The sequence below is a fragment of the Bradyrhizobium sp. RDI18 genome (genome assembly GCF_043203335.1).
Lineage (GTDB): Bacteria > Pseudomonadota > Alphaproteobacteria > Rhizobiales > Xanthobacteraceae > Bradyrhizobium > Bradyrhizobium retamae.
Map to the genome: position 1 here is coordinate 4947747 of NZ_JBICRN010000008.1, position 24130 is coordinate 4971876.

The 24130-nt window shown below is 63.1% G+C and carries 17 protein-coding genes and 3 pseudogenes; 10 read left to right on the forward strand and 10 right to left on the reverse strand.

From position 1 onward, the window contains the following. Window positions 1-145 precede the first annotated feature (145 nt). Together ACFXS9_RS33015 and ACFXS9_RS33020 are read left to right on the forward strand one after the other, a co-directional pair. On the forward strand, window positions 146-2362 hold the full coding sequence (locus tag ACFXS9_RS33015; protein WP_392696424.1) for a PBP1A family penicillin-binding protein: 2217 nt from the start codon (window positions 146-148) through the stop codon (window positions 2360-2362). Window positions 2363-2554: 192 nt separating this feature from the next. Then, complete coding sequence (locus ACFXS9_RS33020; protein ID WP_392689985.1) at window positions 2555-3595, forward strand: IS110 family transposase; 1041 nt, start codon at window positions 2555-2557, stop codon at window positions 3593-3595. Between the two features lie 366 nt (window positions 3596-3961). Here ACFXS9_RS33020 and ACFXS9_RS33025 read toward each other — a convergent pair. The 4 genes and pseudogenes from ACFXS9_RS33025 to ACFXS9_RS33040 form a co-directional block, all read right to left on the reverse strand. Beyond that, window positions 3962-4812 (reverse strand): annotated as a pseudogene (locus tag ACFXS9_RS33025) (M48 family metallopeptidase). A 198-nt stretch (window positions 4813-5010) separates the two neighbouring features. Beyond that, on the reverse strand, window positions 5011-6360 hold the full coding sequence (locus ACFXS9_RS33030) for a polyhydroxyalkanoate depolymerase (protein WP_392696427.1): 1350 nt from the start codon (window positions 6358-6360) through the stop codon (window positions 5011-5013). A 128-nt stretch (window positions 6361-6488) separates the two neighbouring features. Continuing rightward, window positions 6489-7307, reverse strand: a complete 819-nt coding sequence (locus ACFXS9_RS33035; protein ID WP_392696430.1) for an ABC transporter permease — start codon at window positions 7305-7307, stop codon at window positions 6489-6491. Next, window positions 7304-8098 carry an ABC transporter ATP-binding protein gene (locus tag ACFXS9_RS33040; RefSeq protein WP_392700150.1) on the reverse strand — a complete coding sequence of 265 codons (795 nt, stop codon included), beginning with the start codon at window positions 8096-8098 and terminating at the stop codon, window positions 7304-7306. The genes ACFXS9_RS33035 and ACFXS9_RS33040 overlap by 4 nt, the downstream gene beginning before the upstream one ends. Window positions 8099-8335: 237 nt before the next feature. Here ACFXS9_RS33040 and ACFXS9_RS33045 point away from each other — a divergent pair, with 237 nt between their 5' ends. From ACFXS9_RS33045 to ACFXS9_RS33055, 3 genes are all read left to right on the forward strand, one after another. After that, window positions 8336-9661, forward strand: coding sequence for an ActS/PrrB/RegB family redox-sensitive histidine kinase (locus tag ACFXS9_RS33045; protein WP_392696433.1), 1326 nt, complete (start codon window positions 8336-8338; stop codon window positions 9659-9661). Window positions 9662-9777: 116 nt separating this feature from the next. Then, window positions 9778-10332, forward strand: a complete 555-nt coding sequence (locus tag ACFXS9_RS33050; protein WP_057844648.1) for an ActR/PrrA/RegA family redox response regulator transcription factor — start codon at window positions 9778-9780, stop codon at window positions 10330-10332. Window positions 10333-10537: 205 nt separating this feature from the next. After that, the gene (locus tag ACFXS9_RS33055) at window positions 10538-12259 is read left to right on the forward strand and encodes a SulP family inorganic anion transporter (protein ID WP_392696436.1); all 1722 of its coding nucleotides are present in this window, start codon (window positions 10538-10540) and stop codon (window positions 12257-12259) included. A 23-nt stretch (window positions 12260-12282) separates the two neighbouring features. Here the strand turns inward: ACFXS9_RS33055 and ACFXS9_RS33060 are convergent, their stop codons facing one another. Both ACFXS9_RS33060 and ACFXS9_RS33065 read right to left on the reverse strand, forming a co-directional pair. Next, window positions 12283-12768, reverse strand: coding sequence for an MmcB family DNA repair protein (locus tag ACFXS9_RS33060; RefSeq protein WP_392696439.1), 486 nt, complete (start codon window positions 12766-12768; stop codon window positions 12283-12285). Between the two features lie 189 nt (window positions 12769-12957). Beyond that, a complete protein-coding gene (locus ACFXS9_RS33065; protein WP_392700152.1) occupies window positions 12958-13773 on the reverse strand; it encodes an RMD1 family protein in 816 nt (271 codons plus the stop codon). Between the two features lie 161 nt (window positions 13774-13934). Between ACFXS9_RS33065 and ACFXS9_RS33070 the strand changes: the two genes are divergently transcribed. After that, a complete protein-coding gene (locus ACFXS9_RS33070) occupies window positions 13935-14603 on the forward strand; it encodes an MBL fold metallo-hydrolase (protein WP_392696442.1) in 669 nt (222 codons plus the stop codon). Between the two features lie 57 nt (window positions 14604-14660). On the opposite strand, the gene ACFXS9_RS33075 is transcribed toward ACFXS9_RS33070, so the two are convergent. Together ACFXS9_RS33075 and ACFXS9_RS33080 are read right to left on the reverse strand one after the other, a co-directional pair. Then, window positions 14661-15848 carry a PHB depolymerase family esterase gene (locus ACFXS9_RS33075; protein WP_392696444.1) on the reverse strand — a complete coding sequence of 396 codons (1188 nt, stop codon included), beginning with the start codon at window positions 15846-15848 and terminating at the stop codon, window positions 14661-14663. A gap of 123 nt (window positions 15849-15971) precedes the next feature. Beyond that, on the reverse strand, window positions 15972-16148 hold the full coding sequence (locus ACFXS9_RS33080) for a hypothetical protein (protein WP_392696447.1): 177 nt from the start codon (window positions 16146-16148) through the stop codon (window positions 15972-15974). Between the two features lie 238 nt (window positions 16149-16386). Here ACFXS9_RS33080 and ACFXS9_RS33085 point away from each other — a divergent pair, with 238 nt between their 5' ends. Both ACFXS9_RS33085 and ACFXS9_RS33090 read left to right on the forward strand, forming a co-directional pair. After that, the gene (locus ACFXS9_RS33085; protein ID WP_392696450.1) at window positions 16387-17628 is read left to right on the forward strand and encodes an LLM class flavin-dependent oxidoreductase; all 1242 of its coding nucleotides are present in this window, start codon (window positions 16387-16389) and stop codon (window positions 17626-17628) included. A gap of 210 nt (window positions 17629-17838) precedes the next feature. Next, window positions 17839-19216: pseudogene (locus ACFXS9_RS33090) on the forward strand (cytochrome P450). Between the two features lie 212 nt (window positions 19217-19428). On the opposite strand, the gene ACFXS9_RS33095 reads toward ACFXS9_RS33090, so the two are convergent. Continuing rightward, window positions 19429-19926: a cupin domain-containing protein gene (locus ACFXS9_RS33095; protein WP_392696453.1), complete on the reverse strand. Its 498-nt coding sequence runs from the start codon at window positions 19924-19926 to the stop codon at window positions 19429-19431. A gap of 137 nt (window positions 19927-20063) precedes the next feature. Next, window positions 20064-20899: pseudogene (locus ACFXS9_RS33100) on the reverse strand (SDR family NAD(P)-dependent oxidoreductase). Between the two features lie 188 nt (window positions 20900-21087). Between ACFXS9_RS33100 and ACFXS9_RS33105 the strand changes: the two are divergent. Then, a complete protein-coding gene (locus ACFXS9_RS33105; protein WP_392696456.1) occupies window positions 21088-22050 on the forward strand; it encodes a sensor histidine kinase in 963 nt (320 codons plus the stop codon). 236 nt (window positions 22051-22286) lie between these two features. Continuing rightward, on the forward strand, window positions 22287-24062 hold the full coding sequence (locus ACFXS9_RS33110; RefSeq protein ID WP_392696459.1) for a putative bifunctional diguanylate cyclase/phosphodiesterase: 1776 nt from the start codon (window positions 22287-22289) through the stop codon (window positions 24060-24062). The last annotated feature ends 68 nt before the right edge of the window (window positions 24063-24130 follow it).

The window sequence follows — 24130 nt, forward strand, 5'->3', positions numbered from 1 at the left end:
CGCTTTCTCCTTAAGAACGCTGTCGTTTTGCATCAATCCTAATACGGCCCCGCCGCACCTCCTAATCCCGCATTAACCTTTCCGTAACCGCCCCTTAAACAGCGGCCGTTAGCCTGCAGCGGGACGGGTGTGAACGGCGTTTGGCATGGCGTGGGGATGGAAAAAGAGCGGCGGACGCAAGGAGCCGCTGTTCGGGCTTCCGGCAGCGCTCGCGGAGCTGCGTCTCTCGCCCGAGGATCGCATTCCGGCTGCCACCGACGACGACAAACCGAAAAAGCCAGTGCCGAAGCGCAAGCACGAAGACGACGAGGACGAGCCGCCGCGCGAGCGCAAGCCGCGTGGCGCCAAAAGCGGCGCGAAGCGGCGCTCGAAACGCCGCTTCAGATTTGGCCGTCTGGTTTATTGGGGCGCGGTGCTCGGCCTGTGGGCCGCAATTGCGATCATCGGCGTCGTGGTCTGGGTCGGCGCGCATCTGCCGGCAATCCAGTCGCTGGAAATTCCCAAGCGCCCGCCAACTATCCAGATTGTCGGCATCGACGGCAGCGTGCTGGCCTCGCGCGGCGAAGCGCCGGGCGCCAATGTCGCGCTGAAGGATCTGCCACCCTATCTGCCGAAGGCGTTCATCGCCATCGAGGACCGCCGCTTCTATTCGCATTACGGCATCGATCCGATCGGCATTGCACGCGCGGCGGTCGCCAACATCCTGCATCGCGGCGTTTCGCAGGGCGGCTCGACGCTGACGCAGCAGCTCGCGAAGAACCTGTTCCTGACCCAGGAACGGACGATCGCGCGCAAGCTGCAGGAAGTGGAGCTCGCGCTCTGGCTGGAGCGCAAGCATTCCAAGAACCAGATTCTCGAGCTGTACCTGAACCGCGTCTATTTCGGCTCCGGCGCCTATGGCGTCGAGGCGGCGGCGCAGCGCTATTTCGGCAAGTCGGCGAAGAACGTCACGGTCGCGGAGGCCGCGATGCTGGCCGGCCTCGTCAAGTCGCCGTCGCGGCTGGCGCCGAACCGCAACCCCGAGGGCGCGGAAGCGCGCGCCCAAATCGTGCTCGCGGCGATGGCGGAAGCCAAGTTCATCAGCGACGCCCAGGCGAAGGCCTCGATCGGGCATCCCTCCTACAACGTGAAGCCGGCCGGCGCCGGCACCATCAACTACGTCGCCGACTGGATCGGCGAAGTGCTCGACGATCTCGTCGGCCAGATCGACCAGAGCATCGTGGTCGAGACCACGATCGATCCGAAGCTGCAGAGCGTGGCGGAAGCCGCGATCATCGACGAGCTGGCGGCCAAGAGCGTGAAGTTCCATGTCACGCAAGGCGCGCTGGTGGCGATGACGCCCGACGGCGCGGTGCGCGCCATGGTCGGCGGACGGAACTACGCCGAGAGCCAGTATAACCGCGCAGTCACCGCCAAACGCCAGCCCGGCTCGGCGTTCAAGCCGTTCATCTACCTGACTGCGATCGAGGGCGGGCTTTCGCCGGAAACGATCCGGCAGGACGCGCCGCTCGACCTGAAAGGCTGGCGGCCGGAGAACTATACGCATGAATATTTCGGCTCGGTGACGCTGACGCAGGCGCTGGCGATGTCGCTCAACACGGTCGCGGTGCGGCTCGGCCTCGAAGTGGGGCCGAAGAACGTGGTGCGGACCGCACACCGGCTCGGGATTTCATCTAAACTCGAGGCCAATCCCTCGATTGCGCTCGGCACCTCTGAAGTCTCGGTCGTTGAGCTGGTCGGCGCCTACGCGCTGTTTGCCAATGGCGGGCTCGGCGTCTCCCCGTATGTGGTGACGAAGATTCGCACCAACGAAGGCAAGGTGCTGTACAGGCGCACGGCCGATCCGCTCGGCCAGGTGATCGAGCCGCGCCATGTCGCGATGATGAACACGATGATGCAGGAGACCTTGCTCTCGGGTACCGCGCGGAAAGCAGAGATTCCGGGCTGGATGGCCGCCGGCAAGACCGGCACCAGCCAGGATTTCCGCGACGCCTGGTTCATCGGCTACACGGCCAACCTCGTCACCGGCGTCTGGCTCGGCAATGACGACAACTCGCCGACCAAGAAGGCGACCGGCGGCGGCCTGCCGGTGGAAGTATGGACCCGCTTCATGCGCACGGCGCATCAGGGCGTGCCGGTGGCAACCCTGCCGAACGCGCAGCGCGGCGGATTTCTGTCGAACATGTTCCAGACCGCATCGCAGGTCAGTGCACAACCGCCGCCCTCGGCACCGGTCCCATCAGGCGGCGGATATCGGCCTGCGCCGGCGCGAACTTCCGCGCCGCCACCCAATCCATCGGCACGCCCGGAAGCGGCGGCGGGACTGGATGGTTGGCTGGTGGACCGGTTGTTTGGACGGTAGGCGCTGCAGATGAAGCCACCGCCGTCGTCCATGCGAAAGCAGGGACCCGTACGCCGCGGCCCGCGCAAAGGGCACTCGGGGCGACGGCTGCGTTTCAACAATATAGGCTGGTGGTTGATGGTGTGGACGGCCCCCTACGGCATCAGTGTGCCAGAATGAGGTTGTTGCAAATCTCAGACAAGGGAGCCGTCCGTGAAGCAGATTAGCCGCATTGGAATGGATACGTCGAAGTATATTTTTGTGCTGCATGGAGTTGATGCGGCGGAGCAGGTGGTGTTGCGCAAGAAACTTTCGCGCAAGCAGGTGCTGGAGTTCTTTGCCAAATTGCCGCCGACCGTGATCGGGATGGAGGCCTGCGGGGCTTCGCAATATTGGGCGCGGGAGCTTCGCAAGCTTGGCCATGAGGTGAAGCTGATGGCTCCGCAATTGGTGAAGCCCTATGTGACGCGGAACAAGAATGACTGGCGGGATGCGGAGGGCCTGTGTGAGGCGATGAGCCGGCCGAGCATGCGGTTTGTGCCGGTAAAGAGCGCCGAGCAGCAGGCTGCATTAATGCTGACAGGAATCCGCGATGGATTGATCGCCCGGCGCACCCAGTTGACCAATACGATCCGCGGCCATGCGGCGGAGTATGGCCTGATTGCGCCCAAGGGGTTGGACAAGATCGAGCCGTTGTTGGCGCAGATTGCCCAGGACGAGACGCTTCCCGCGATGGCGCGCGAGCTGTTTACGGTGCTGGGCCGCGAATGCACCAGGCTCGAGGGCGAGCTGGAGGCGATCGAGGCCAAGCTGATGGCCTGGCACCGTGGCGATGCCATGGGCCGCCGGCTGGCAAAGATCCCTTCGGTCGGCCCGATCGTGGCGACGGCGCTGGTGATGAAGACACCAGATCCGCGCGCGTTCCGCTCCGGTCGTCACTTTGCGGCCTGGCTCGGCCTCACGCCCAAGGACCATTCCACCGCCGGCAAGACCAGGCTCGGCAAGATCACCCGGGCCGGCGATGAGGACCTTCGTCGCCTGCTGGTGATCGGGGCGACCGCGGTGATCCAGCAGGCCAGGCGTGGCCGCGGCCATCACTCGCGCTGGCTGCTGGCATTGATCCAGCGCAAGCCGCCGAAGCTTGCGGCCGTAGCGCTCGCCAACAAGGTGGCCCGCATCGCCTGGAAGCTGATGGTCACGGGGGAGGCGTACGACGCGGCGCGGATCAATGCCACGGCGGCAGTCGCCGCTTAAACAGGTCAAACAGGTTGGCCGGCCGGCGGCTCGTCCGCCGACCGACCCGGAAGCTGCAAGAGCAGATGGAGCGATCGATCGAGCAACGATGCGAGACAATCCGTGGGACCCATTGGCCGCCAACAGGCCGCTAGGTTGTTTGGAACTCGCATCGCGCAACCCATCTTGGCCAGCGGTCAACACAACCGCACTCACAGGCCGGACATATGGATGCAAGCGATCCGATCTCACTCAAAAAGCTCTTGTGCCACGGGGGCCGTCCACATATGGGTCCCTGCGTCCGCAGGGACGACGGGATAGAGGCGAGCACCTCTCAACTTGTCGTCCCCTGCGAACGCAATGCGTTCGCAGGGGCGACGGGAAAACCTAATCCTCTACCCCGTAACGATGCAAATCGTTGCCGTGGGTGTCGAGCCAGCGCTTGGCGCGTTCGACATGGATGCAGATGCGGTCGACAACCCTCCAGAACCTCGCTGAATGGTTCATCTCGACGAGATGCGCGACCTCGTGGGCGGCGAGATAGTCCAGCACGTAGGGTGGCGCGAGGATCAATCGCCAGGAATACGACAACGACCCAGCCGAGGTGCACGAACCCCAGCGGCTCGACTGATCGCGGATCGACACGCGCCTGACCCGCACGCCGAGTTCCGCGGCATAGGCGAGCGATGCCTTGTGCAGATCCTTGCGCGCTTCGCGCTTGAGAAAGTCGTGGACGCGCCGGTCCATGTGATCGTAGCCGCCGGCCACGCACAAAATCTTCTCGCCGCTGTCGCGGGTTTCGGTCCACACCGTGCCGCGTTCGCCGGCGCGATGCACCAGGCGATGCGGCACGCCGCGCAACGGTACGATCGTGCCGGGGTGAAAGGGCGCAGCCTTTGGCAAACGGCCGAGACGGGCGGCGATCCAGCCGCCGTGAAGCTGCGCAAAGTCCTTGGCTTCCGCGAGCGTGCCCCGCGGCGGCATCGTCAGGATGGCTTCGCGATCGGTTGGATGAATGCGTAAGGTGTAGCGCCGCGCCCGCCGATGTCGGCGCAGCCTGATCGCAAAGACTTGCGAGCAGTGTTTGACCAAAAGAGTCGCGGGTTCGGCGGGCCGCCGATAAAGGAGGGCGCGAGTAGCCATTTCTTGGAGTCCGGGGAGCAGGAGTTCGCCCGGATTCTGCCATATCCGCCGCCAAGGAAATCGCATCTAAATCGCTCGGCGCAAAAACAAATCATTTGCCCAATATACAGGGGTTGGGCGACGAATCGCCCCTAGGGGCAGGGGCTGGAACCCAAAACTTCTGGACGGAACCGGACGTCAAAAGCCGTCTCAAGGAGTGAGTCTGAACTCACCCCTTGATCTCGACCGGAATCCGGATTGTTTGAATCTTGTCAGCAACTTATCGGCGACCCGGAATCGGTGCCGCCGGCGCACTATTCGGCCGCCCGGACCAATGTTGCCTTGATCTTAGCCGCTGACTCATTCGTCGTCGTCGCCGACATCATGAAATCGGAGATGCGCGGCACGATTTCGGAACGGAATCGCGATCCGTTGAACACGCCGTAATGTCCGACGCCCTTTTGCACGTAATGCACGCGGCGATGATCGGGAATATGGGGGCACAAAGCGTGTGTCGCTTCGGTCTGGCCGAGCCCGGAGATGTCGTCGTTCTCGCCTTCCACCGTCATCAGCGCCACGCGCCGGATCTTTGACGGGTCGACCGGCTTGCCTCGATGAGTCATCTCGCCCTTGGGCAGCGCGTGCTTGACGAACACGAGATCGACGGTCTGCAGGTAATACTCCGCCGTCAGATCCATGACCGCGAGGTACTCGTCATAGAACTCGCGGTGCTTGTCGACCATGTCGCCATCGCCCTTCACCAGATTGTTGAACAGCGCCTTGTGCGCGTCGGTGTGGCGGTCGAGGTTCATGCTGATGAAGCCCGAGAGCTGCAAAAAGCCCGGATAGACGTCGCGCATCACGCCGGGATGCGGGAACGGCACTTTGGTGATGACATGGTTGCGGAACCAGTCGATGCCGCGCTCGGCCGCGAGGTTGTTCACTGAGGTCGGATTGCGGCGGGTATCGATCGGGCCGCCCATCAAGGTCATCGACAGCGGCACGAAGGGATCGCGCGTGGCTTCCATCACGGAGACTGCCGCCACGACGGGCACCGAAGGCTGACACACCGCGATCACGTGCATGTTGCCGCCGAGTACATGCAGCATCTCGATGACGTAGTCGACGTAGTCATCGAGATCGAAGCGGCCCTCGGTGAGGGGAACCATGCGCGCGTCGGACCAGTCGGTGATGTAGACTTCATGCGTCGGCAGGAACGCCTCGACCGTGCCGCGCAGCAGCGTCGCGTAATGGCCGGACATCGGCGCCACGATCAAGACGCGCGGATGGGGCGCGCGCAGCGGCCGGGTCAGCTTGCGATCGAAGTGCAGCAAACGACAGAACGGCTTTTCCCAGATCGAGCGGACCTCGACGGGCGTCTGGATGCCGTTAACCTCGGTGAAGTCGAGCCCCCATTCGGGTTTGCCGTAGCGGCGCGTGGTGCGCTCGAACAATTCGCAGGCCGCCGCGATCGATTTGCCGAATTGCGTGTGCGACCACGGATTAAGCGGGTTTTGAAACAGGATCTTGGCGGCGTCGGTCACGGCCCGTGCCGGATTGAGCGACGCGTGGCCCATTTCGTACATCCAGTACATCGGCGTCGTGAGCGCCGGACTGCCTTCGGCCACCAGCGGCGGTGCGCCGCCAAACTCACCAATCGGCATTTTATTTCTGACCTTCTGTTTGCGCCGCAGCATAGTGCAGAATGCGAAATAATGCGTCAATGCGCCGCTCGGGCCTGTCCACGCGCCAAAAGGCGTAGAAACCCCGGGAAACCACGGGAATCTGTGACTTATTCGCCACCCCCGAGCAAAGATCCGTGATGTTTGGCACTGCGCAAAAGGGCAAGGAAGATCGCAAAGGAGGCGGCAAAGAGCACCGCGTTGATGGCAAGTGACCAGACCATCAGGTCGGTCCTGAGCACGTGATCGATCAATAGCGCGCGCATGCCTTCGAACACATAGGTCGGCGGCAGCATCCATGCAATCCATTGCAGCCAGGCGGGCAGCACCGCGACCGGATAGTAGACGCAGGCGAGCGGCATCAGGCCGAACATCACCGTCCAGACGATGCTCTCGGCGCCGAGCCCGTTGCGCAGCACCAGGCCAGAAACAAAGATCCCGATCGACCAGCTCGTGAAGATCAGATTGCAGAAGAACGCGATCAGCGGCAGGCCGATCGCGAAGAAATTGAAATCGAAGAAGAACAACGCCAGCAGCGTCATCGGAATCACGCCGATCGCGAGTCGGATCAGGCTCATGATCATCAGCGAGATCAGGAACTCGATCGGCTTCAGCGGGCTCATCATGAGGTTGCCGAGGTTGCGCGCCCACATCTCCTCGAGAAACGAGATCGAAAAGCCAAGCTGCCCGCGGAACAGGATGTCCCACAGGATCACCGCGCCGATCAGCGTGCCGCCGGCGCGCGCGAAGAAATTGTCGTTCTGCGCGATGTAGTTCTGCAGAAAACCCCAAGTGATGATCTGCAGCGCCGGCCAGTAGATCAGCTCCAACAGCCGCGGCCACGACGACATCAGAAGATACCAGTAGCGCAGCACCATCGCCTGGATGCGGTGCGCGGAAATCCCGTGATGGGTGGCGGCAGCGCTCATGGCGCGGTCTCCGCCACCCGGCCGCGCGCGACGTCGAGGAACACGTCTTCCAGCGTGGTGCGGTTGTAGCGCGCCATGATCTGGTCAGGACTGTCGTCATCCTCGATGCGGCCGCGCTTCATGATGATGACGCGGTCGCACAGCCGCTCCACTTCCAGCATGTTGTGCGAGGCCAGCAGGATGGTGGCGTCATGGGTCCTGCGATAGTTCTGCAAATGCTGCCGCACCCAGTCGGCGGTATCCGGATCGAGCGAGGCCGTCGGCTCATCGAGCAACAGCAGCTCCGGCTGGTTGATCAGCGCCTTCGCCAGCGCGACGCGGGTCTTCTGTCCGGCCGATAGCTTGCCATTGGCGCGATCGAGAAACTCTTTCAGGTCGAGGTCGGAGGCGAGCTGCTCGATGCGCTCGGCGAGATTCTCCACCGCATAAAGCCGGCCGAATATGGTGAGGTTCTGCCGCACCGTGAGCCGCATCGGCATGTCGACATACGGGCTCTCGAAATTCATCCGCCCGAGCACCTCGGCACTCTGCTCCGGCATCGCGTGTCCCAGCACCTGGACGCGGCCCGAGGTCGGCAGCACCAGCCCCATGATCATGGCAATGGTCGTGGTCTTGCCGGCGCCATTGCCGCCGAGCAGCCCGGTGACGCTGCCACGCGCGATCCGGAACGAGATATCGTCGACGGCGCGGGTGGTCTTGTAGAGTTTTATCAGATGCGCAACCTCGATCGCGGCGGGACCTTGCGGCCCGGCCGCGGGCGATTGCGCTGGTACTGTCTCGCTATCGGCCATTACGGGGACGTTCATTGAGCCATTGCGGGGGTGAGCGCAAGAGAAGCCGTCATGCCCGGGCTTGTCCCGGGCATCCACGTCTTAAACCTGTCGCGGCGACAAAGACGTGGATGGCCGGGCCTAGGCGAGCGGTAGCGACGCCGTCCTACCAGACCGCTATGCCCGGCCATGACGGAGAAAGCGGAAGTCGATCGTCGCAAATTTGTGATCGCGCGCTGCGACAGCTAAACTCCAGCAATGTCCGACGTCGCAGCCTCCGATTTCCGCCATCCGCACCGCTATGTCCGTCTCGATACGATCCTCCGGCTGCGCTGGCTGGCGGCGCTCGGCCAGCTCACGGCGATCTTCATCGTGGCGCATGGACTGGAGTTCGACTTTCCCGTTGTTGCCTGCGTGGCCGTCGTCGGGATCTCGGCGCTGCTCAATCTTGCGCTGCAGGTTGCCTTCAACCCGATGCAACGGCTGGAACCGGTCTATGCGGCGACGCTGCTCGCGCTCAACATCGTCGAATTGGCCGCGCTGTTGTTCCTGACCGGCGGCTTGCAGAACCCGTTTTCATTTCTGTTCCTCGGCCCCGTCCTGATCTCGGCGACGGTGCTGCCGATCCGGATGACGGTTGGCCTTGGGCTGTTGGCGGTCGCCTGCTCCTCAGCGCTGGTGTTCTTCCATCTGCCGCTCCCCTGGGACAGCGAAGACCCGCTGGTGCTGCCGCCGATCTATCTGTTCGGCGTCTGGCTCTCGATCGTGCTCGCGATCGGCGTCACCAGTCTCTATGCGTTCCAGGCGACCGAGGAGGCGCGCAAACTTTCCGACGCACTGGCCGCAACCGAGCTGGTGCTGACGCGCGAACAGCATCTGACCCAGCTTGACGGGCTGGCCGCCGCCGCCGCGCATGAACTCGGCACACCGCTGTCGACGATCTTCCTGATTTCGCGGGAGCTGGAAAAGACCATCGAGGGTAACGACCAGTTGGCCTCCGATCTGAAGACCCTGCGCGAGCAGGCGCAGCGCTGCCGCGACATCCTCGCCAAGATCACCCAGCTTTCCTCGTCCGGGGCGCCGTTCGATCTTATGCCGCTGTCTACGCTGATCGAGGAAGTGGTGGCGCCGCACCGCGATTTTGGCGTCACGATCAGGGTGCGGCTTGCTGTCGCAGCCACCCGGGAGCCTGTCGGTGCCCGGAACCCGGCGATTCTGTATGGCGTCGGCAACATCCTGGAGAACGCCGTCGATTTCGCGCGGACGACGGTGGAGGTTAACGCCTGGTGGAACGCGGATACGGTCGAAATCGTCATCTCCGATGACGGCCCCGGCATCGCCCCCGACATGCTGAAACGGATTGGCGAGCCCTATTTATCAAGGCGTCGCAGCGCCGATGAAACCCACCGCGAACGCGCCGGCCTCGGCCTTGGTGTGTTCATCGCCCGAACGCTCCTGGAACGCACGGGCGCAAAGGTTTCGTTCTCCAACCGGACCTTTCCCGATCACGGTGCCGTGGTGCGGATCGCGTGGCCGCGCGTCCGCTTCGAAGCGGAGGAAAGTGCTGCGGGGCCAGTGGATTAAAAGGCGTTAAGGATTGAGGAAACCGGGGCCGCTCGACGCTGGGGCCCTTGGCAGTGCAAAATTACCGCGCCATATGGTCTATAAGTGCTCCGCATCCGCAACCGGGATACCTTGCCTTGAACGACATCGCCGAACTGAACGATCTCGCCGACCGCTCGCTGCTGATCGTCGAGGACGACAAGCCGTTTCTGGAGCGCCTGTCGCGAGCGATGGAAACCCGCGGTTTCGCGGTGACATCCTGTGACAGCGTGTCCGACGGGCTGGCGCAGATCAACAAGTCAGCACCGGCCTTTGCGGTTGTGGACCTGCGGCTCGGCGACGGCAACGGGCTCGATGTGGTGTCGGCGCTCAAGCGCAAGCGCCCCGACGCGCGCACCATCGTGCTGACCGGCTACGGCAACATCGCAACCGCCGTCACGGCTGTGAAAATGGGCGCGGTGGACTATCTCTCGAAGCCTGCCGACGCCGACGACGTGGTCGCGGCGCTGCTTGCCAGCGGCACCGAGAAATCCGAACTGCCGTCCAATCCGATGTCGGCGGATCGCGTGCGCTGGGAACACATCCAGCGCATCTATGAAATGTGCAACCGCAACGTCTCCGAAACCGCGCGGCGGCTCAACATGCACCGCCGTACCCTGCAGCGCATTCTGGCGAAACGCGCGCCGCGGTAGTCCCCCCGCCATCCCGCCATCAATCTCCGGTCATTTTGGGGCCTCCAGGTTTGCCGGAAGCGGCAGTGCCGATGCGCGCCGAAGGCATCGGCTTTGATCAATCCGGTGTTTTAAGGGAAAATCTCGCACGGCAGGGCATGCATGAAGACCGGTCGCAACGGCGCGCGAGCCCAAGCGCGCCCGGTCGGGCTGGGAGTGACCGGCAATGAAGCATTGGATTCGCTGGCTGCCAGGTCTCCACACCCTCCGTCGATATGAAGCGGCGTGGCTCAGGCACGATATCCTCGCCGGGCTCGTGCTGTCGGCCATGCTGATCCCGGTTGGCATTGCCTACGCGGAGGCCTCGGGCCTGCCGGGCATCTACGGTCTGTACGCAACGATCATACCGCTCTTTGTCTACGCGGTGTTCGGGCCAAGCCGCATCCTCGTCCTGGGACCGGACTCGGCTCTTGCCGCCATCATCCTTGGCGTTGTCGTTCCGTTGTCGGGCGGCGATCCCGTCCGCGCTGCAACCTTGGCCGCCATGATGGCAATCGTTTCGGGGACGGTTTGCATTCTGGCAGGCATCGCGCGCCTGGGCTTTGTGACCGAGCTTCTCTCCAAGCCGATACGCTACGGCTACATGAACGGAATTGCGTTGACCGTATTGATCAGCCAGTTACCCAAGCTGTTCGGTTTCTCGATCGAAAGCGAAGGCTCGTTGCGGAGCTTGTGGACGATCACCGGTGCAATCCTTGAAGGGAAGACCAACTGGATCGCCTTCGGGATTGGGCTCGGCACGCTGACGGTTATCCTGCTGCTCCAGCAATATAAACGGTTGCCTGGCATTCTGATTGCAGTGGTCGGGGCAACGGCCGCCGTCGCTGCGCTGGATCTTGCGGCCCGTTACGGCGTGACAGTTCTGGGTCCCCTTGCGCAGGGTCTGCCGGGTTTCGCCGTTCCCTGGATCGGCGCCGCCGATATAGTCCCGGTGCTGATCGGCGGCTGCGCGATCGCGATGGTATCTTTTGCTGATACCAGCGTGCTTTCGCGAGCCTATGCCGCACGATTGGGCGATCACGTTGATCCCAACCAGGAGATGGTGGCGCTCGGCGCCGCCAATCTGGCAACCGGCTTTTTTCAGGGCTTCCCGATCAGCAGCAGCGGTTCGCGTACGCCTATTGCAGAGACCGCCGGCGCCCGCACTCAACTGACCTGCATCGTTGGCGCGCTTGCCATCGCTTTCCTTCTGCTGGTGGCACCCAACCTCCTTCAGTATTTGCCCAACGCCGCGTTGGCCGCTGTCGTCATCGCCGCTGCGATCAGCTTGATTGAGGTCACCGACCTCAATCGGATCTTCCGCATTCAGCCGTGGGAGTTCTGGCTATCGATCGTCTGCTTTGCCGGCGTCGTCGCGCTCGGAGTGATTCCGGGAATAGGTCTGGCAATCGCTATCGCCATTGCCGAGTTTCTATGGGACGCCTGGCGCCCGCACTCCGCCGTACTGGGCCGCGCCGACGGCGTGAAAGGTTATCACGACATCACGAGATATCCGGATGCACGCCAGATCCCCGGGCTGGTTCTGTTCCGGTGGGATGCGCCTCTGTTCTTCGCCAACGCTGAATTCTTCAAGGAGCGCGCTTTGGCCGCGGTTGCGAAATCGCCGACGCCCGCACGCTGGCTGGTCGTTGCGGCGGAGCCGGTCACAAATGTGGACGTCACCGCCGGCGATACGCTCGCCGAATTGGACGAGGCGTTGCACGCACAGGGTATCGAGCTTTGTTTTGCCGAACTCAAGGATCCCGTAAAGGACAGGCTGAAGAAATTCGGATTATTGGCGCAGCTTGGCGAGAATTGCTTTTTCCCAACCGTCGGCGCAGCCGTTTCCGGCTACCTGGAAGTCCATGATGTAGAGTGGGAGGACTGGGAGGACCGAGCCAAACGTTAGGATGGACTCGCTCTCATCCCGAACTAGAACTCCCCATGCCCCTGCGGATCGACCAGACGGTTGATGCGCTGCGCGGCGGCCATCGCAAAGCGCACCGTCATCGATTTGCGCGTGGCTGCCGGCAGGCGATGCTCGGGCGCCTCGCAATGCAGATGGGCGCCATAGGCGTCGGCGATGATCAGGCCGGTGTCTTGCGGGAAGATCTCGCACCGCAAATCCTGCGTGAAGGCGAAGAACAGCCGGTCGCAATGCATCCGGTAATCCTGCCATTTCTGGTCGGCGCGCAGATCTTCCACCGACGACTTGATTTCGACGATCCAGATCTCGCCCTTCTCGTTCAGCGCCACCAGGTCGGCGCGCCGGCCCGACGGCAGCGGCAATTCGCTGACGCACGAAAAGCCCAGCGACCGTAGCAGCCGCGCGGTGCCGCGCGCGATCGCCAGCGCCGTCTCCGACTGACGACGGTCGGGCGGAGGCACGAGGCTGATGTGGCGGGCGGGTGATTCCATGATGCTCGAACCATAGCCGATTCCGGGCCGTCCGACAGGCGGTCCCTCGCCGCGTCGGCCGCAAATTTGTTCCTCCGGCCCCCGGCTCGGCGCTCGCGGAGCCTGTCATCACTCCGCGAGCGCCCTTGCGCTCGTCGCTGGGCGCGCGTTCGCGCGACCCGTTGGCTCGCTTGGCCGGTACGACAGAGCTTAGGGGTGCCGGCCCATGGCGAGTTGGTAGATCGTCACCAGAACCTCGAACAGGATCAGGAGCACGATGATCACTTCGAGCCGAAGCGAGCGACGCGTGTCGATGATATCGGTCAACACCTGCGCGCTCTCGGCAATCACGGCGAGCTTGTGGTTCAGCGACTCCGCACGCTCGTTGAGCTCGTACTCGTCCTCCAGCCGGGCATACAGCCGCTCCAGATGCGGCTTGTCCCAGAGCACGTCGGGTTTCTCTGCCACCTCGACCGGCCCCGACACCCGATGCCGCACCAGAAGCGCGCCGCCGATATTTTTCAGGATCGAGCGACGGCTGCCGCGCATACGCCCGCTCAGCGCCAGTTCCCGCGCGAAGGGTTCGGTCGTGTCAAAGACGCTGGCAACCTCGCGTTCATGCCGGGCCAGGACGACGCTCTTCGCCAGCGCCTCGCAAATCAGGATCAGTCGGTCCGGCGACAGGCTTTGCAGGCAGATCGGGCCGCCGGGTGGAATCTGGTCCTCCTTTTCCGGGGCTAGCTCTATAATTGCGATTTCCTCGTCGCGCCGCGCAAACTTCCCGGTCATGCGGTGATCCAGGCCGCGGAGAAATTCCTCCTCTTCCAGCGCATTCAGCCCGATCAGGACCACCACGCCATAGCGAAACAGGACCGCGACACCGTTTTCATTGACGCGGAATGCCAGTGGCGTCGTTGCCAGCACGTCGCCGCGCTCGAGCCCCGACGTATTGAGGCGATCGCTGACAAAAAATGCCCGCGCCGTCGTTCGGGCCCCGCCGAGTGGCGATTTGGAGGCTTGGTTTATGATCTGCGCATCCCGGCCGAAATCACGATCGGCGCCGATGCGATTTCCGTCTTTCGTCACTAAATATTCCTTCCGTGCGAACCCTACCACGGACTGAAACGGACCCCATACCGGTTCCCGTCCGTGTTGACCCCTTTTCAAGGTAGAATATGGTGCCTGCCATGGATGATAAAACCGACACCCAGGCGAAGGCCGGCGCGATGATCGTGCCGGTGACGCTGTTCGAGCAGAACTGCACCATCATCTGGCACGAGCCTTCCAAGAAGGCCGTGGTGATCGATCCCGGCGGGGACGTTCCCAAAATTCTGGAGGCGATCAAACAGACCGGCGTCACGGTCGAGAAGATCTGGCTGACGCACGGCCATATCGATCATGTCGGCGGCGCCGCCGATTTGCGTGACGCGCTGCAGGTCAAGATCGAGGGGCCGCATATCGCCGATAAATTCCTGCTCGACAACGTCGTGTCGAGCGGCGAGCGCTTCGGCATCACCGGGGTGCGCAATTTCGCGCCCGACGGCTGGCTCGACGAAGGCGATCAGGTCTCGATCGGCGAACTCACCTTCGACATCCTGCACTGCCCCGGTCACTCACCGGGCAGCGTCGTGTTCTTCAACAAGGAATTGCGCTTCGCCCATGTCGGCGACGTGCTGTTCAACGGATCGGTCGGGCGCACCGACCTGCCCGGCGGCAGCCACGCCACGCTGATCAGTTCGATCAAGGAAAAGCTGTTGCCGCTTGGCGACGATGTCGGCTTCATCTGCGGCCATGGCGCCGGCTCCAGCCTCGGTCAGGAGCGGCTGACCAATCCGTTCCTTACCGACGAGATGTGAGCTGAAATTGTCCGGCTGACGCTGTGATGTCCGGCTACTTCATCAAGCCTGCGGCCGTCAGCGCGCGGGTGATGACACTGCCGACATCGATGCCGCGGCGCTTCGGTTCGCGCGGCGCCGGCTTGTGTTCGCGAACCGGCTTGTGGGTCCTCGACCAGAGTCTTGCGGCGATATCGGACGACTGCAGGGACCCGTGGCAGCCGACGGAACGATCTTTGGCGCCTGCGCCGGCCTGGCCGCTTCGCTGGCCGGACTGACGCGCTCGGTCAGGCCGAAAAAATTGGCGATGTGATACGACGAGGAGATTCCCGCCTCGATCAGGAACGCGCCTTCCGCGCCGTAGCGCTCGTCATTGCCGGCAAGCCCCAGCGGCGTACCGTGGGCCATATCGGTGATGATGTAGGACTCCACGACGGTCTCGCCGTCTTCATTCCACCAGACTTCGCGCGGATGGCCGTCGACGTCTCCCATCGACATCGGCGCCGCCGGCAGGCCGTGGACGTCGAGCCACTGCTTGACGATCTCATTGGCGTTGCCCGGGTTGACGGTGCGGTCGGCGCTGCCGTGCCATACCGATACTTTCGGCCATGGCCCCCTGTGCTTGGAGGCCTTGCGCACGAAATCGCCCAGCTTGCCGGCGGGGCGTGATGTCGAGTGCATCATGCCGCCGAGCGCTTCGCGGACATTGCTGGCGATACCGTAGGGCAGACCGGCGATAATGGCACCGCCCGCAAACACGTCCGGATAGGTCGCCAGCATCACCGAGGTCATCGCGCCGCCGGCGGAAAGCCCGGTGATGAAGATGCGGCGCGAATCGAGTTTGTGGTCGGCGACCATCCGCGCGACCATCTGACGGATCGAAGCGGCCTCGCCGCGGCCGCGCGCGATGTCGCCCGGATTGAACCAGTTGAAGCAGGTGTTGGCGTTGTTCGACGCCTGCTGCTCGGGCATCAGCAACGCAAACCCGTAGCGTTTGGCGAGCGTCGACCAGCCTGTGCCGAAATCGTAACCGGCCGCGGTCTGGCCGCAGCCGTGCAGCACGACGACAAGGGCGCGCGCGGGCAACAATTGCTCCGGCACGAACGCGAACATTTTGAGCGCCCCTGGATTGGTGCCGAATCCACTGATTTCGACGAGCGGACTGCCGGCCCCGGGCAACGTGCTTCGGCCATAGATTCCCAGGCCATTGAAGCCGTTCAGCTTCGGGAAATGGCGCAAGAATTCGACGTTCTTGGCGAGAGACAACGACAGGCTCCTGGGGCGATTCTTCTAAATCACGTTACCCACAGATAGTTGCTGCACCGCAAAATAGAAAGGCCGTGCACTGTCATTCCCCACAATCAAATTTGGGTAGTTGACGTTAATTTGTCATCCTGTGATCCGACGCATCCATGTCAGGAATGCGGCGCAGACGATGATCGACAACGCAAACAGCGCACACGCGACGAGCAGGCCCGGCCGCGCCGACTGGGCTGGTTCGATCGCGAAGAACAATAGAGGCGACCAGGAAAGGGTGAAGGCGTGCCCGACGTGCTGGGGTGCCACCACATCACCGACGCCTGGAATTATCTCCTGAAAGTGCGCGTCGGCATCACGCGCGATCTCGAAGAATTTCTCACCGAGACGATCAAGACCCGCGTAATTCCGGGCGACGGCAAGTCAGCCAACTACGCGCGACAACCATGCGCTGCCGGCGGGCTGACGAGGTTGCCTTGCTACGGCCCACCCCGTAGGTTTCCTGCCAAGCAATTCCAAAGAACAATAGATCCGGAGAGAACCACCCATGGCACGCCTGAAATTCGGAGCCTTTCTCGCCCCGCATCATCCGATCGGCGAGCATCCGTTGCTGCAATTCCGCCGCGACCTCGACTTTGTCGAACAGATCGACACGCTCGGCTTCGACGAATTCTGGTGCGGCGAGCACCATTCCTCGGGCTGGGAAATGATCGCCTCGCCGGAAATGTTTCTGGCCGCCGCCGGCGAGCGCACCAAGCGCATCAAGCTCGGCACCGGCGTGATCTCGCTGCCCTATCACCACCCTTACAATGTCGCGCAGCGCATGGTGCAGCTCGACTGGATGACCGGCGGCCGTGCCATTTTCGGCTCAGGTCCGGGCGCGCTGGCCTCTGATGCGCACACGCTCGGCATCGATCCGATGACGCAGCGCGACCGCCAGGACGAGGCGATCGCGATCATCCGCCGGCTGTTTAGGGGCGAGCGCGTCACCGCCAGGAGCGACTGGTTCACCATGCAGGACGCGGCGCTGCAGTTGCTGCCGCTGCAGGAAGACATGCCGTTCGTGGTGGCGTCGCAGATTTCACCGTCGGGCATGACGCTTGCCGGCAAGTACGGCATCGGCATCATTTCGCTCGGCTCGATGTCGACGCAGGGCCTGATGGCGCTGCCGACGCAATGGGGCTTTGCCGAGGATGCCGCCAAGAAGGCCGGCACCACCGTGAGCCGTTCGGACTGGCGCGTGCTGCTAAGCTGGCACATCGCCGAGACGCGCGAACAGGCGCAGCGCGAGGCCGGCCCCGGCCTGATGCGCTGGCACAACGAATATAACGTCCGCACGCTGCAGCGGCCGGGGCTGGAGCCGTTCACCTCGCCGGAGGACGCGATCGAGAAAACCGCCGGCGGCGAGAATGCCGCCTCCACCATCGGCACGCCGGATGATCTGGTCAGAACCATCAAGAACCTGATGCAGGTCTCGGGCGGCGTCGGCGCCATCATCGGCTTCGTGCACGACTGGGCCAATCCGGAGAACACAAGGCGTAGCTGGGACATGGTCGCGCGCTACGTGATCCCCGAAATCAACGGCTATGTCGCAAAACTGCGCGAGTCGCAAAAATTCCTGGTAGAAAACCGCGCGGTGTTCGAGCGCGCGGGCCAGGCCGTGATGGCCAAGATCATGGAAAACGAAAAGGCCGCCGCCGCGTTGCAGCACACCGGCCCAGGCCGCGTCGCGATTCCCACCGTGAATGCGCCCGACCTGCAGAAGGAAGCGGCGAAGCGCAAAGCGTAATGGCTCTCGTCAGGATCGACGAGAGCCATCCCCGTCGTCGCGAGCCTGTCATCGGGGCGCGCGTTTGCGCGACCCGTTGGCTGCTCGCAATGACGGGGCTGGCGGCATTTTGCTTGGTGGGGGCGCCTGCTTCCCGTAATTCAGGCCGCGACAAAGCCGCTGACACGGGCGATAATACTCGCAATCCGAGGCTCAACCGGAGCAATTGCCATGTCGATGCAGAGTGTGGCTTCCCCCGTCAATATCCCGGTGCCGCCGAACCCCAAGGCGTTACGACACATTCCCGGTAACGAAGGGTGGCCGTTCATCGGCAACACGCTGGCGGTGCTGGCCGACCCCAAGGGACAGATTGAGAAGTCGGCCGCCAAATACGGTCTGATCTACCGCACCCATCTGTTCGGCGAGACCAGCGTGACGATGCTCGGCCCCGAGGCCAACGAGCTCGTGCTGTTCGACCAGGCGCGCCTGTTCTCCTCCACCCATGGCTGGGGGCCGATCCTCGGCCTGTTGTTTCCGCGCGGGCTGATGCTGCTGGATTTTGAAGAGCACCGCCTGCACCGCCGCGCGCTGTCGGTCGCGTTCAAGTCGGGACCGATGAAGTCCTACCTCGTCGATCTCGACCGCGGCATTGCCGCGCGGGTCAAGCAGTGGAAGGCGCAGCCAGGCGAGATGCTGGTGTATCCGGCGATGAAGCAGCTCACGCTCGATCTGGCGGCGACGTCGTTCCTCGGCGCCGATATCGGGCCTGGAGGTCGACGAGATCACCCGCGCCTTCATCGACATGGTGGCCGCAGCCGTGGCGCCGATCCGGCGGCCGCTGCCGTTCACGCAGATGGGGCGCGGCGTTGCGGGCCGCAAGCGGATCGTTGCCTACTTCTCCGAGCAGATTCCGATCCGCCGCGCGCGTGGCGGCGGCGATGACCTGTTCTCGCAGCTATGCCAGGCCACGCACGAGAACGGCGCGCTGCTGTCGACCCAGGACATCATCGACCATATGAGTTTTCTGATGATGGCGGCGCATGACACGCTGACATCGTCGCTGACCTCGTTTGTCGGCGAGCTTGCGGCCCACCCCGAATGGCAGCAGCAGTTGCGCGAGGAAGTCAAAGGCCTCGGTATCGAGGCCAACGATCCCTCCAGCATCGACAATCTCGAAAAGATGCCGCTGTCGGAAATGGCGTTCAAGGAGGCGCTGCGGCTAAAGCCGCCGGTGCCGTCGATGCCGCGCCGCGCGGTGCGCGGCTTTTCGTTTAAGGGGTACGACATTCCCGCCGGCACGCTGGTCGGCGTCAACCCGCTGTTCACGCACCATATGCCGGATATCTGGCCCGAGCCGGACAAATTCGATCCGATGCGTTTCTCCGACGAAGCGCAGCGCACCCGCCACCGCTTCGCCTGGGTGCCGTTCGGCGGCGGCGCGCATATGTGCCTCGGCCTGCACTTCGCCTACATGCAGGCGAAGACCTTTGCGCGGCATTTCCTGCAGAATCTCGAAGTGTCGTTGGAGCCCGGCTACAAGGCGGACTGGCAGATGTGGCCGATCCCGAAACCGCGGGACGGGCTGCGCGTGGTGGTGAAGGCGGTGTGATACGTGTGTAGCAACCATTAAAGCGGTACCCGACCGCCGGTAAGGTTGACGCCGTGCTCGCCGCCGTCAAGGATGGCCGTCGCTCGCCTTCCTCCACCCCAACGCCGTCGCCAGGCCACTCCTTGACGACGGCGAGCACGGCGTCAACCTGCAACCACGGTCGGACAATCAATCGTACACAATCAATCCGTTTAATGGTTGCTACAATTTGGCTACTTCACCAGCGTCGTGAGTTGCGCGCCTTCATCGGCCACGAACACCGCGATCAATTCCGCCGGCTCCGTAGTGCTGGCATTGGCCGAGACCAGGTGGGTTGAGCCGGGCGGCTCGAAGAACGACTGACCTACCCCAAACGTCTCGACCGGGCCGCCGGCAAGCTGCGAACGGATCTCGCCCTTGGTGACGTAGGCGGTGACGGAGCCGGCATGCTGGTGCGCAGGCGTAAAGCCGCCCGGGCCGTAGAATACGCGCACGATGGTGACGCGCTTGCCCGGCACGTTCGGCAGTGCATGCGAGCTGATCGGCTCGACGACATCCTGCGTCGAACCGGTCACGCTGTTGGCGCAGAGCGGCTCGATGATCGCTGAAACCGCGTCCATGGTCGACGGCAGCGTCTTGCTGATGACGAAGGCACAGGCGAGCCCGGCGATGATGGCGAGATAGAACGGGCGAGAGTTGGCTGGTTGTGCCAGCCGGAATGTTGCGGACATTTGTTTCTAACCCTCCCAAGCGCGAAGCTTCTGCATCCGTCATTCCGGGATGGTGCGCTAGCACCAGACCTCAGATGCGCAATTGCGCATTATAGTCCGGCCCTTCGGACCGTCCCGGAATGACAGCCCCGTTACCCCTAACCCTGATCGAACGCCTTCCTCAGCGTGACGTAACCCTGCTGCTGCTGGCTCCATTGCGGCCGCCGGTCATGGCGCCGTCGACCACCAGATCGTGGCCGTTGATGAACGAGGATTCGTCGCTGGCCAGAAACACCGCGGCGTGCGCGATATCCTCGGGTAGGCCGGCGCGCGGGATCGGCTGCGCGGCCTTGTAGACCTCGCGCATCACGGCCGAGGTCTTTTCGGCGGCTTCCACCGACAGGCCGAGCGCTTTACCGAAAATGCCGGTCGCGATCGCGCCGGGCGAAATCGAATTGACGCGGATGTTGGCTTCGCCGAGCTCCATCGCCACGCATTTGGTGAGGTGGATGACGGCGGCCTTCGCCGCGCTATAGACCATCGACGACGAAAAGCCGGCGAGGCGGCCGGCGATGCTGCCGTTGTTGATGATGCTCCCGGAACCCTGCTTGCGCATATGCGGCGCCGCATGTTTCATGCCGAGCATCACGCTGCGCACCAGCGTCGCCATCGCGGCGTCAAACCGCTCGACCTCGAGGCCTTCGATGCCGCCGGTCTGCGCCGGGCCGCCTGCATTGTTGAACAGGCAATCGATGCGGCCGAACTTTTCCACCGCAAGCCCGATCAGCGCGCTCATCTGCTCCTCCACCGTGACGTCGGTCTGGCGGAAGATGCAGTTAGCGCCGAGCTTCGTGGCCAGCGCCTCGCCCTCCGGCACGCGGCGCCCGGCGATGACGATTTTTGCGCCCTCGGCGACGAATAGCTCCGCGGTGTGCAATCCGATGCCGCTCGTCGCGCCGGTGATCACCGCGACCTTGCCGTCCAGCCGTCCCATGTTGCCACCCCCGTCGAAATTCGTTGACGCCAATATCCCCGCCTCTCGCGGACAAGGCAAGCGAGCTTGTTCCATCGCGATCGCCCGGCGCTCGGCTGGCCTTGCTGCCCTCCGCGTCACGAAATCCCCGAATTTCGGTATGATCGGCCATATTTTGGATGCGCTGATCACGTGAAGTGACAACCCCGATGAAGAAATTGATCGACGAGCTCAGGCACGGCTGGCACGGAATCTCCCAGCCCTCCCTGCTTTCCAGCACGGTGTTCGCGGCCGGCTGTCTCGCCTTGTCGACGATCGCCCGGTGGGGCATTGCCCAGCTTCGTCCGGACGTATTCTTCACGCCTTATTTTCCAGCCGTGTTCCTGGCCGCCGCCGTCGGCGGCGCCCGGATCGGGATCGCGACGGCAATCGCGGGAGGCGCGCTCGGCGTCCTCGTCAATTTCAGCAGTGCCACGGTCGATTCCGCTCGGTTTGCGCTGCTGGTGATGTTCTGGGCAGTTTGCGGCTTCGCCATTTGGGGCGTCGACCATTACCGGAGGATCGTCGCGCAACAACGGGAAGATTCCAAACGCCTGATCCAGGAAGAGGAATATCGCAAGCTCCTGGTCGAGGAGTTGCAGCATCGGCTCAAGAACAAGACGTCGACGATCCACGCAGTGCTGCACCAGGTCCTGCAGGACCAGCCGCAGATCTGGGGCAGCATCGATCGCCGCCTCCGCGCGTTGTCGGCGACTGACGATTTGATCGCGCGGCTGGACGGCAGCGGTTGCGACATCAAGGACATGCTGCGTTCCGAGCTCGGGCCCTACGGCCATGTCCGGTTCAACTTGAACGGCGATGCGCTGTTTCTGCCGGCCAAACTGGCGGTCAGCCTGGCGCTGATCTTCCACGAGCTGGCCACCAATGCGGGTAAGTACGGCGCGTTTTCTTCGGCCCGCGGGCTGCTGCAGGTGTCGTGGTCAGTGTCGGACGATCGCCTCAATCTCACTTGGGATGAAACCGAAGGCCCCGTGATCGAAGGCGTCGGCCCGCCGGGCTTCGGCACCAAGCTGTTGCAATCGGCGCTGCGCGCGTTCGACGGCAAGACCGAGGTCAGCTTCCTGAAGACCGGCGTGCATTGCACGATGCAATGCAAGATCCCGGCGAGCTAGGTTGATTGCCCCCGCATGCGCAGGGATGACGATTTCGTGTTGCATTGCTTCCTCCGCGTCACTGAGAGTGAAGCAAAGCCAATCCCATCGTCGGCGGACTCTCTAGCATTGCGTTGACACTCTGTTAATGACGATCGAGCCCGGGGACGTTCGAAATCGCCAACTCCTACGGTTGTTGCGGTCTTTCGGAAGTCCGCTTAACCAATACTACAAGGGACTTTGCCAAGCTCCGCGGCATGCATAGTCCCTACAAGAACGACTTTCAGGCGGCGGCGACGCAGGCCGTCAACGAAAGCGCATTCGAATCCGAACTGAAAATCCTGAGGGATATCTTCAGGCTGCTTCCGACCGGCGTAACGGTTCAGGACGAGAACGGCGAGTTCGTGTTGGTAAACGACGCCGCGGCAGCCGCGCTGCAGATGGCCACCGCCGCGCCGGAGGCCTCGCACCTGAACGATCGCCGCGAAACCTGCCTCGAATTGCTACGTTCCGGCCGCCCGGCGGTGCTGGAAGAATCCATTTCCGGTGGCCAAGCCAAGCAGGTATTCCTGACCTCCCACCGGCCGGTTCGGATCGCCGAGCGCAATCTGCTGATCTCGAGCTCGACCGACATTTCCGAACAGAAGGCGTTCGAGGAACATCTGTTCCGCTCCGCCTATTACGACGAGTTGACCGGGCTGCCGACGCGGCGCGTGATCGAACATCGCGTCAACAGTCTCTTGAAGTACGACAACGGACAGGGCCTTTTCGCGTTGGCCTTTCTCGACGTCGACAATTTCAAGCACATCAACGATTACTACGGACATTCGGTCGGCGACGCGCTGCTGGCGGAGATCGCCAAGCGGGTGGGACTTGATTTGCGCGACTCCGACATTCTGTCGCGGATCAGCGGCGACGAATTCGTGCTGCTGCTCAACCCGGTCCAGAGCGAGAGCGAGGTCGCCGAATTCATCCGCTTCATTCTGCAGCGGCTGAAGGCGCCGTTCTTCATCGACCAGTCTGAAATCTTCGCCTCGACCTCGATCGGCGTCAGCCTCTACCCCGAGCACGGGCGCAGCTATGAGGAGTTGCGCCAAAACGCCGATATCGCGATGTACCGCGTCAAGAACGGCAGCAAGGGCGCCGCCGCATTCTTCGACGCCAGCATGGAACGCGAAGCGCTGGCGCGGATGAAGGTCGAGCAGGCGCTGCGGGTGGCGATCCTGGAAAAACGCTTCTGTTGCGCATTCCAGCCCAAGGTCGATATCCGGACCCAGGAGCTCATGGGCGTCGAGGCGCTGGTGCGACTGCGCGACGACGAGGGGGTGATTCAGGCCCCCAGCACCTTCATCAATCTTGCCACCGAACTCGGCCTGATCGATGAATTGACTCACCTGGTGCTGGCCGAGATCGTCAAGTCGATCGACCTGATCAACGAAAACTTCGGCCCGGACACCACGATCAGCATGAACGTCGCCGCCAAACAGGCCGGCAATCTCGAATTCATGCGCCCGTTCGCCCAGGCGATCGAAGCCACCGGATTTCCAAAGCGCTTCATGATCGAGGTGACGGAAGACGCCTTCGTGACCAAGACGCATTTCCAGGACGAGATCCTGCCGATCTTCCGCAAGCTCGGCGTCAAGATCTCGATCGACGATTTCGGCATCGGCTATTCGTCGCTGTCGGCGCTGGCCGACATTACCGCCGACGAGATCAAGATCGACCGCTCCTTCATCACCGACATCCATAAGCGTCCACGCAGCCAGGGCATCTTGCGGGCAATCGAATCCCTGAGCGAAGCGCTCGGCATGACCGTGATCGCCGAAGGCATCGAAACTTTCGAGGAACTGGCCTACCTGCAAGCAGCGACCAAGATCCGCTACGCCCAGGGTTACTACTTCTCAAAGCCGATCTTCCTGGAAGACCTCAAGCTGACGACCCCGCGCGCCAGCGAGGCGCGCGCCAGCCAAGCCAGCCGGCCGGCACAGGAAAACCGCCCCGCCTATTCGCGCGCCGGCGGCTATCGCCGTTAAAGCGCGCGATTACGCCCGAAGGACACTCGATTAAGGCTTGGGTAACCGGATTTCCTAACGGCTTATGA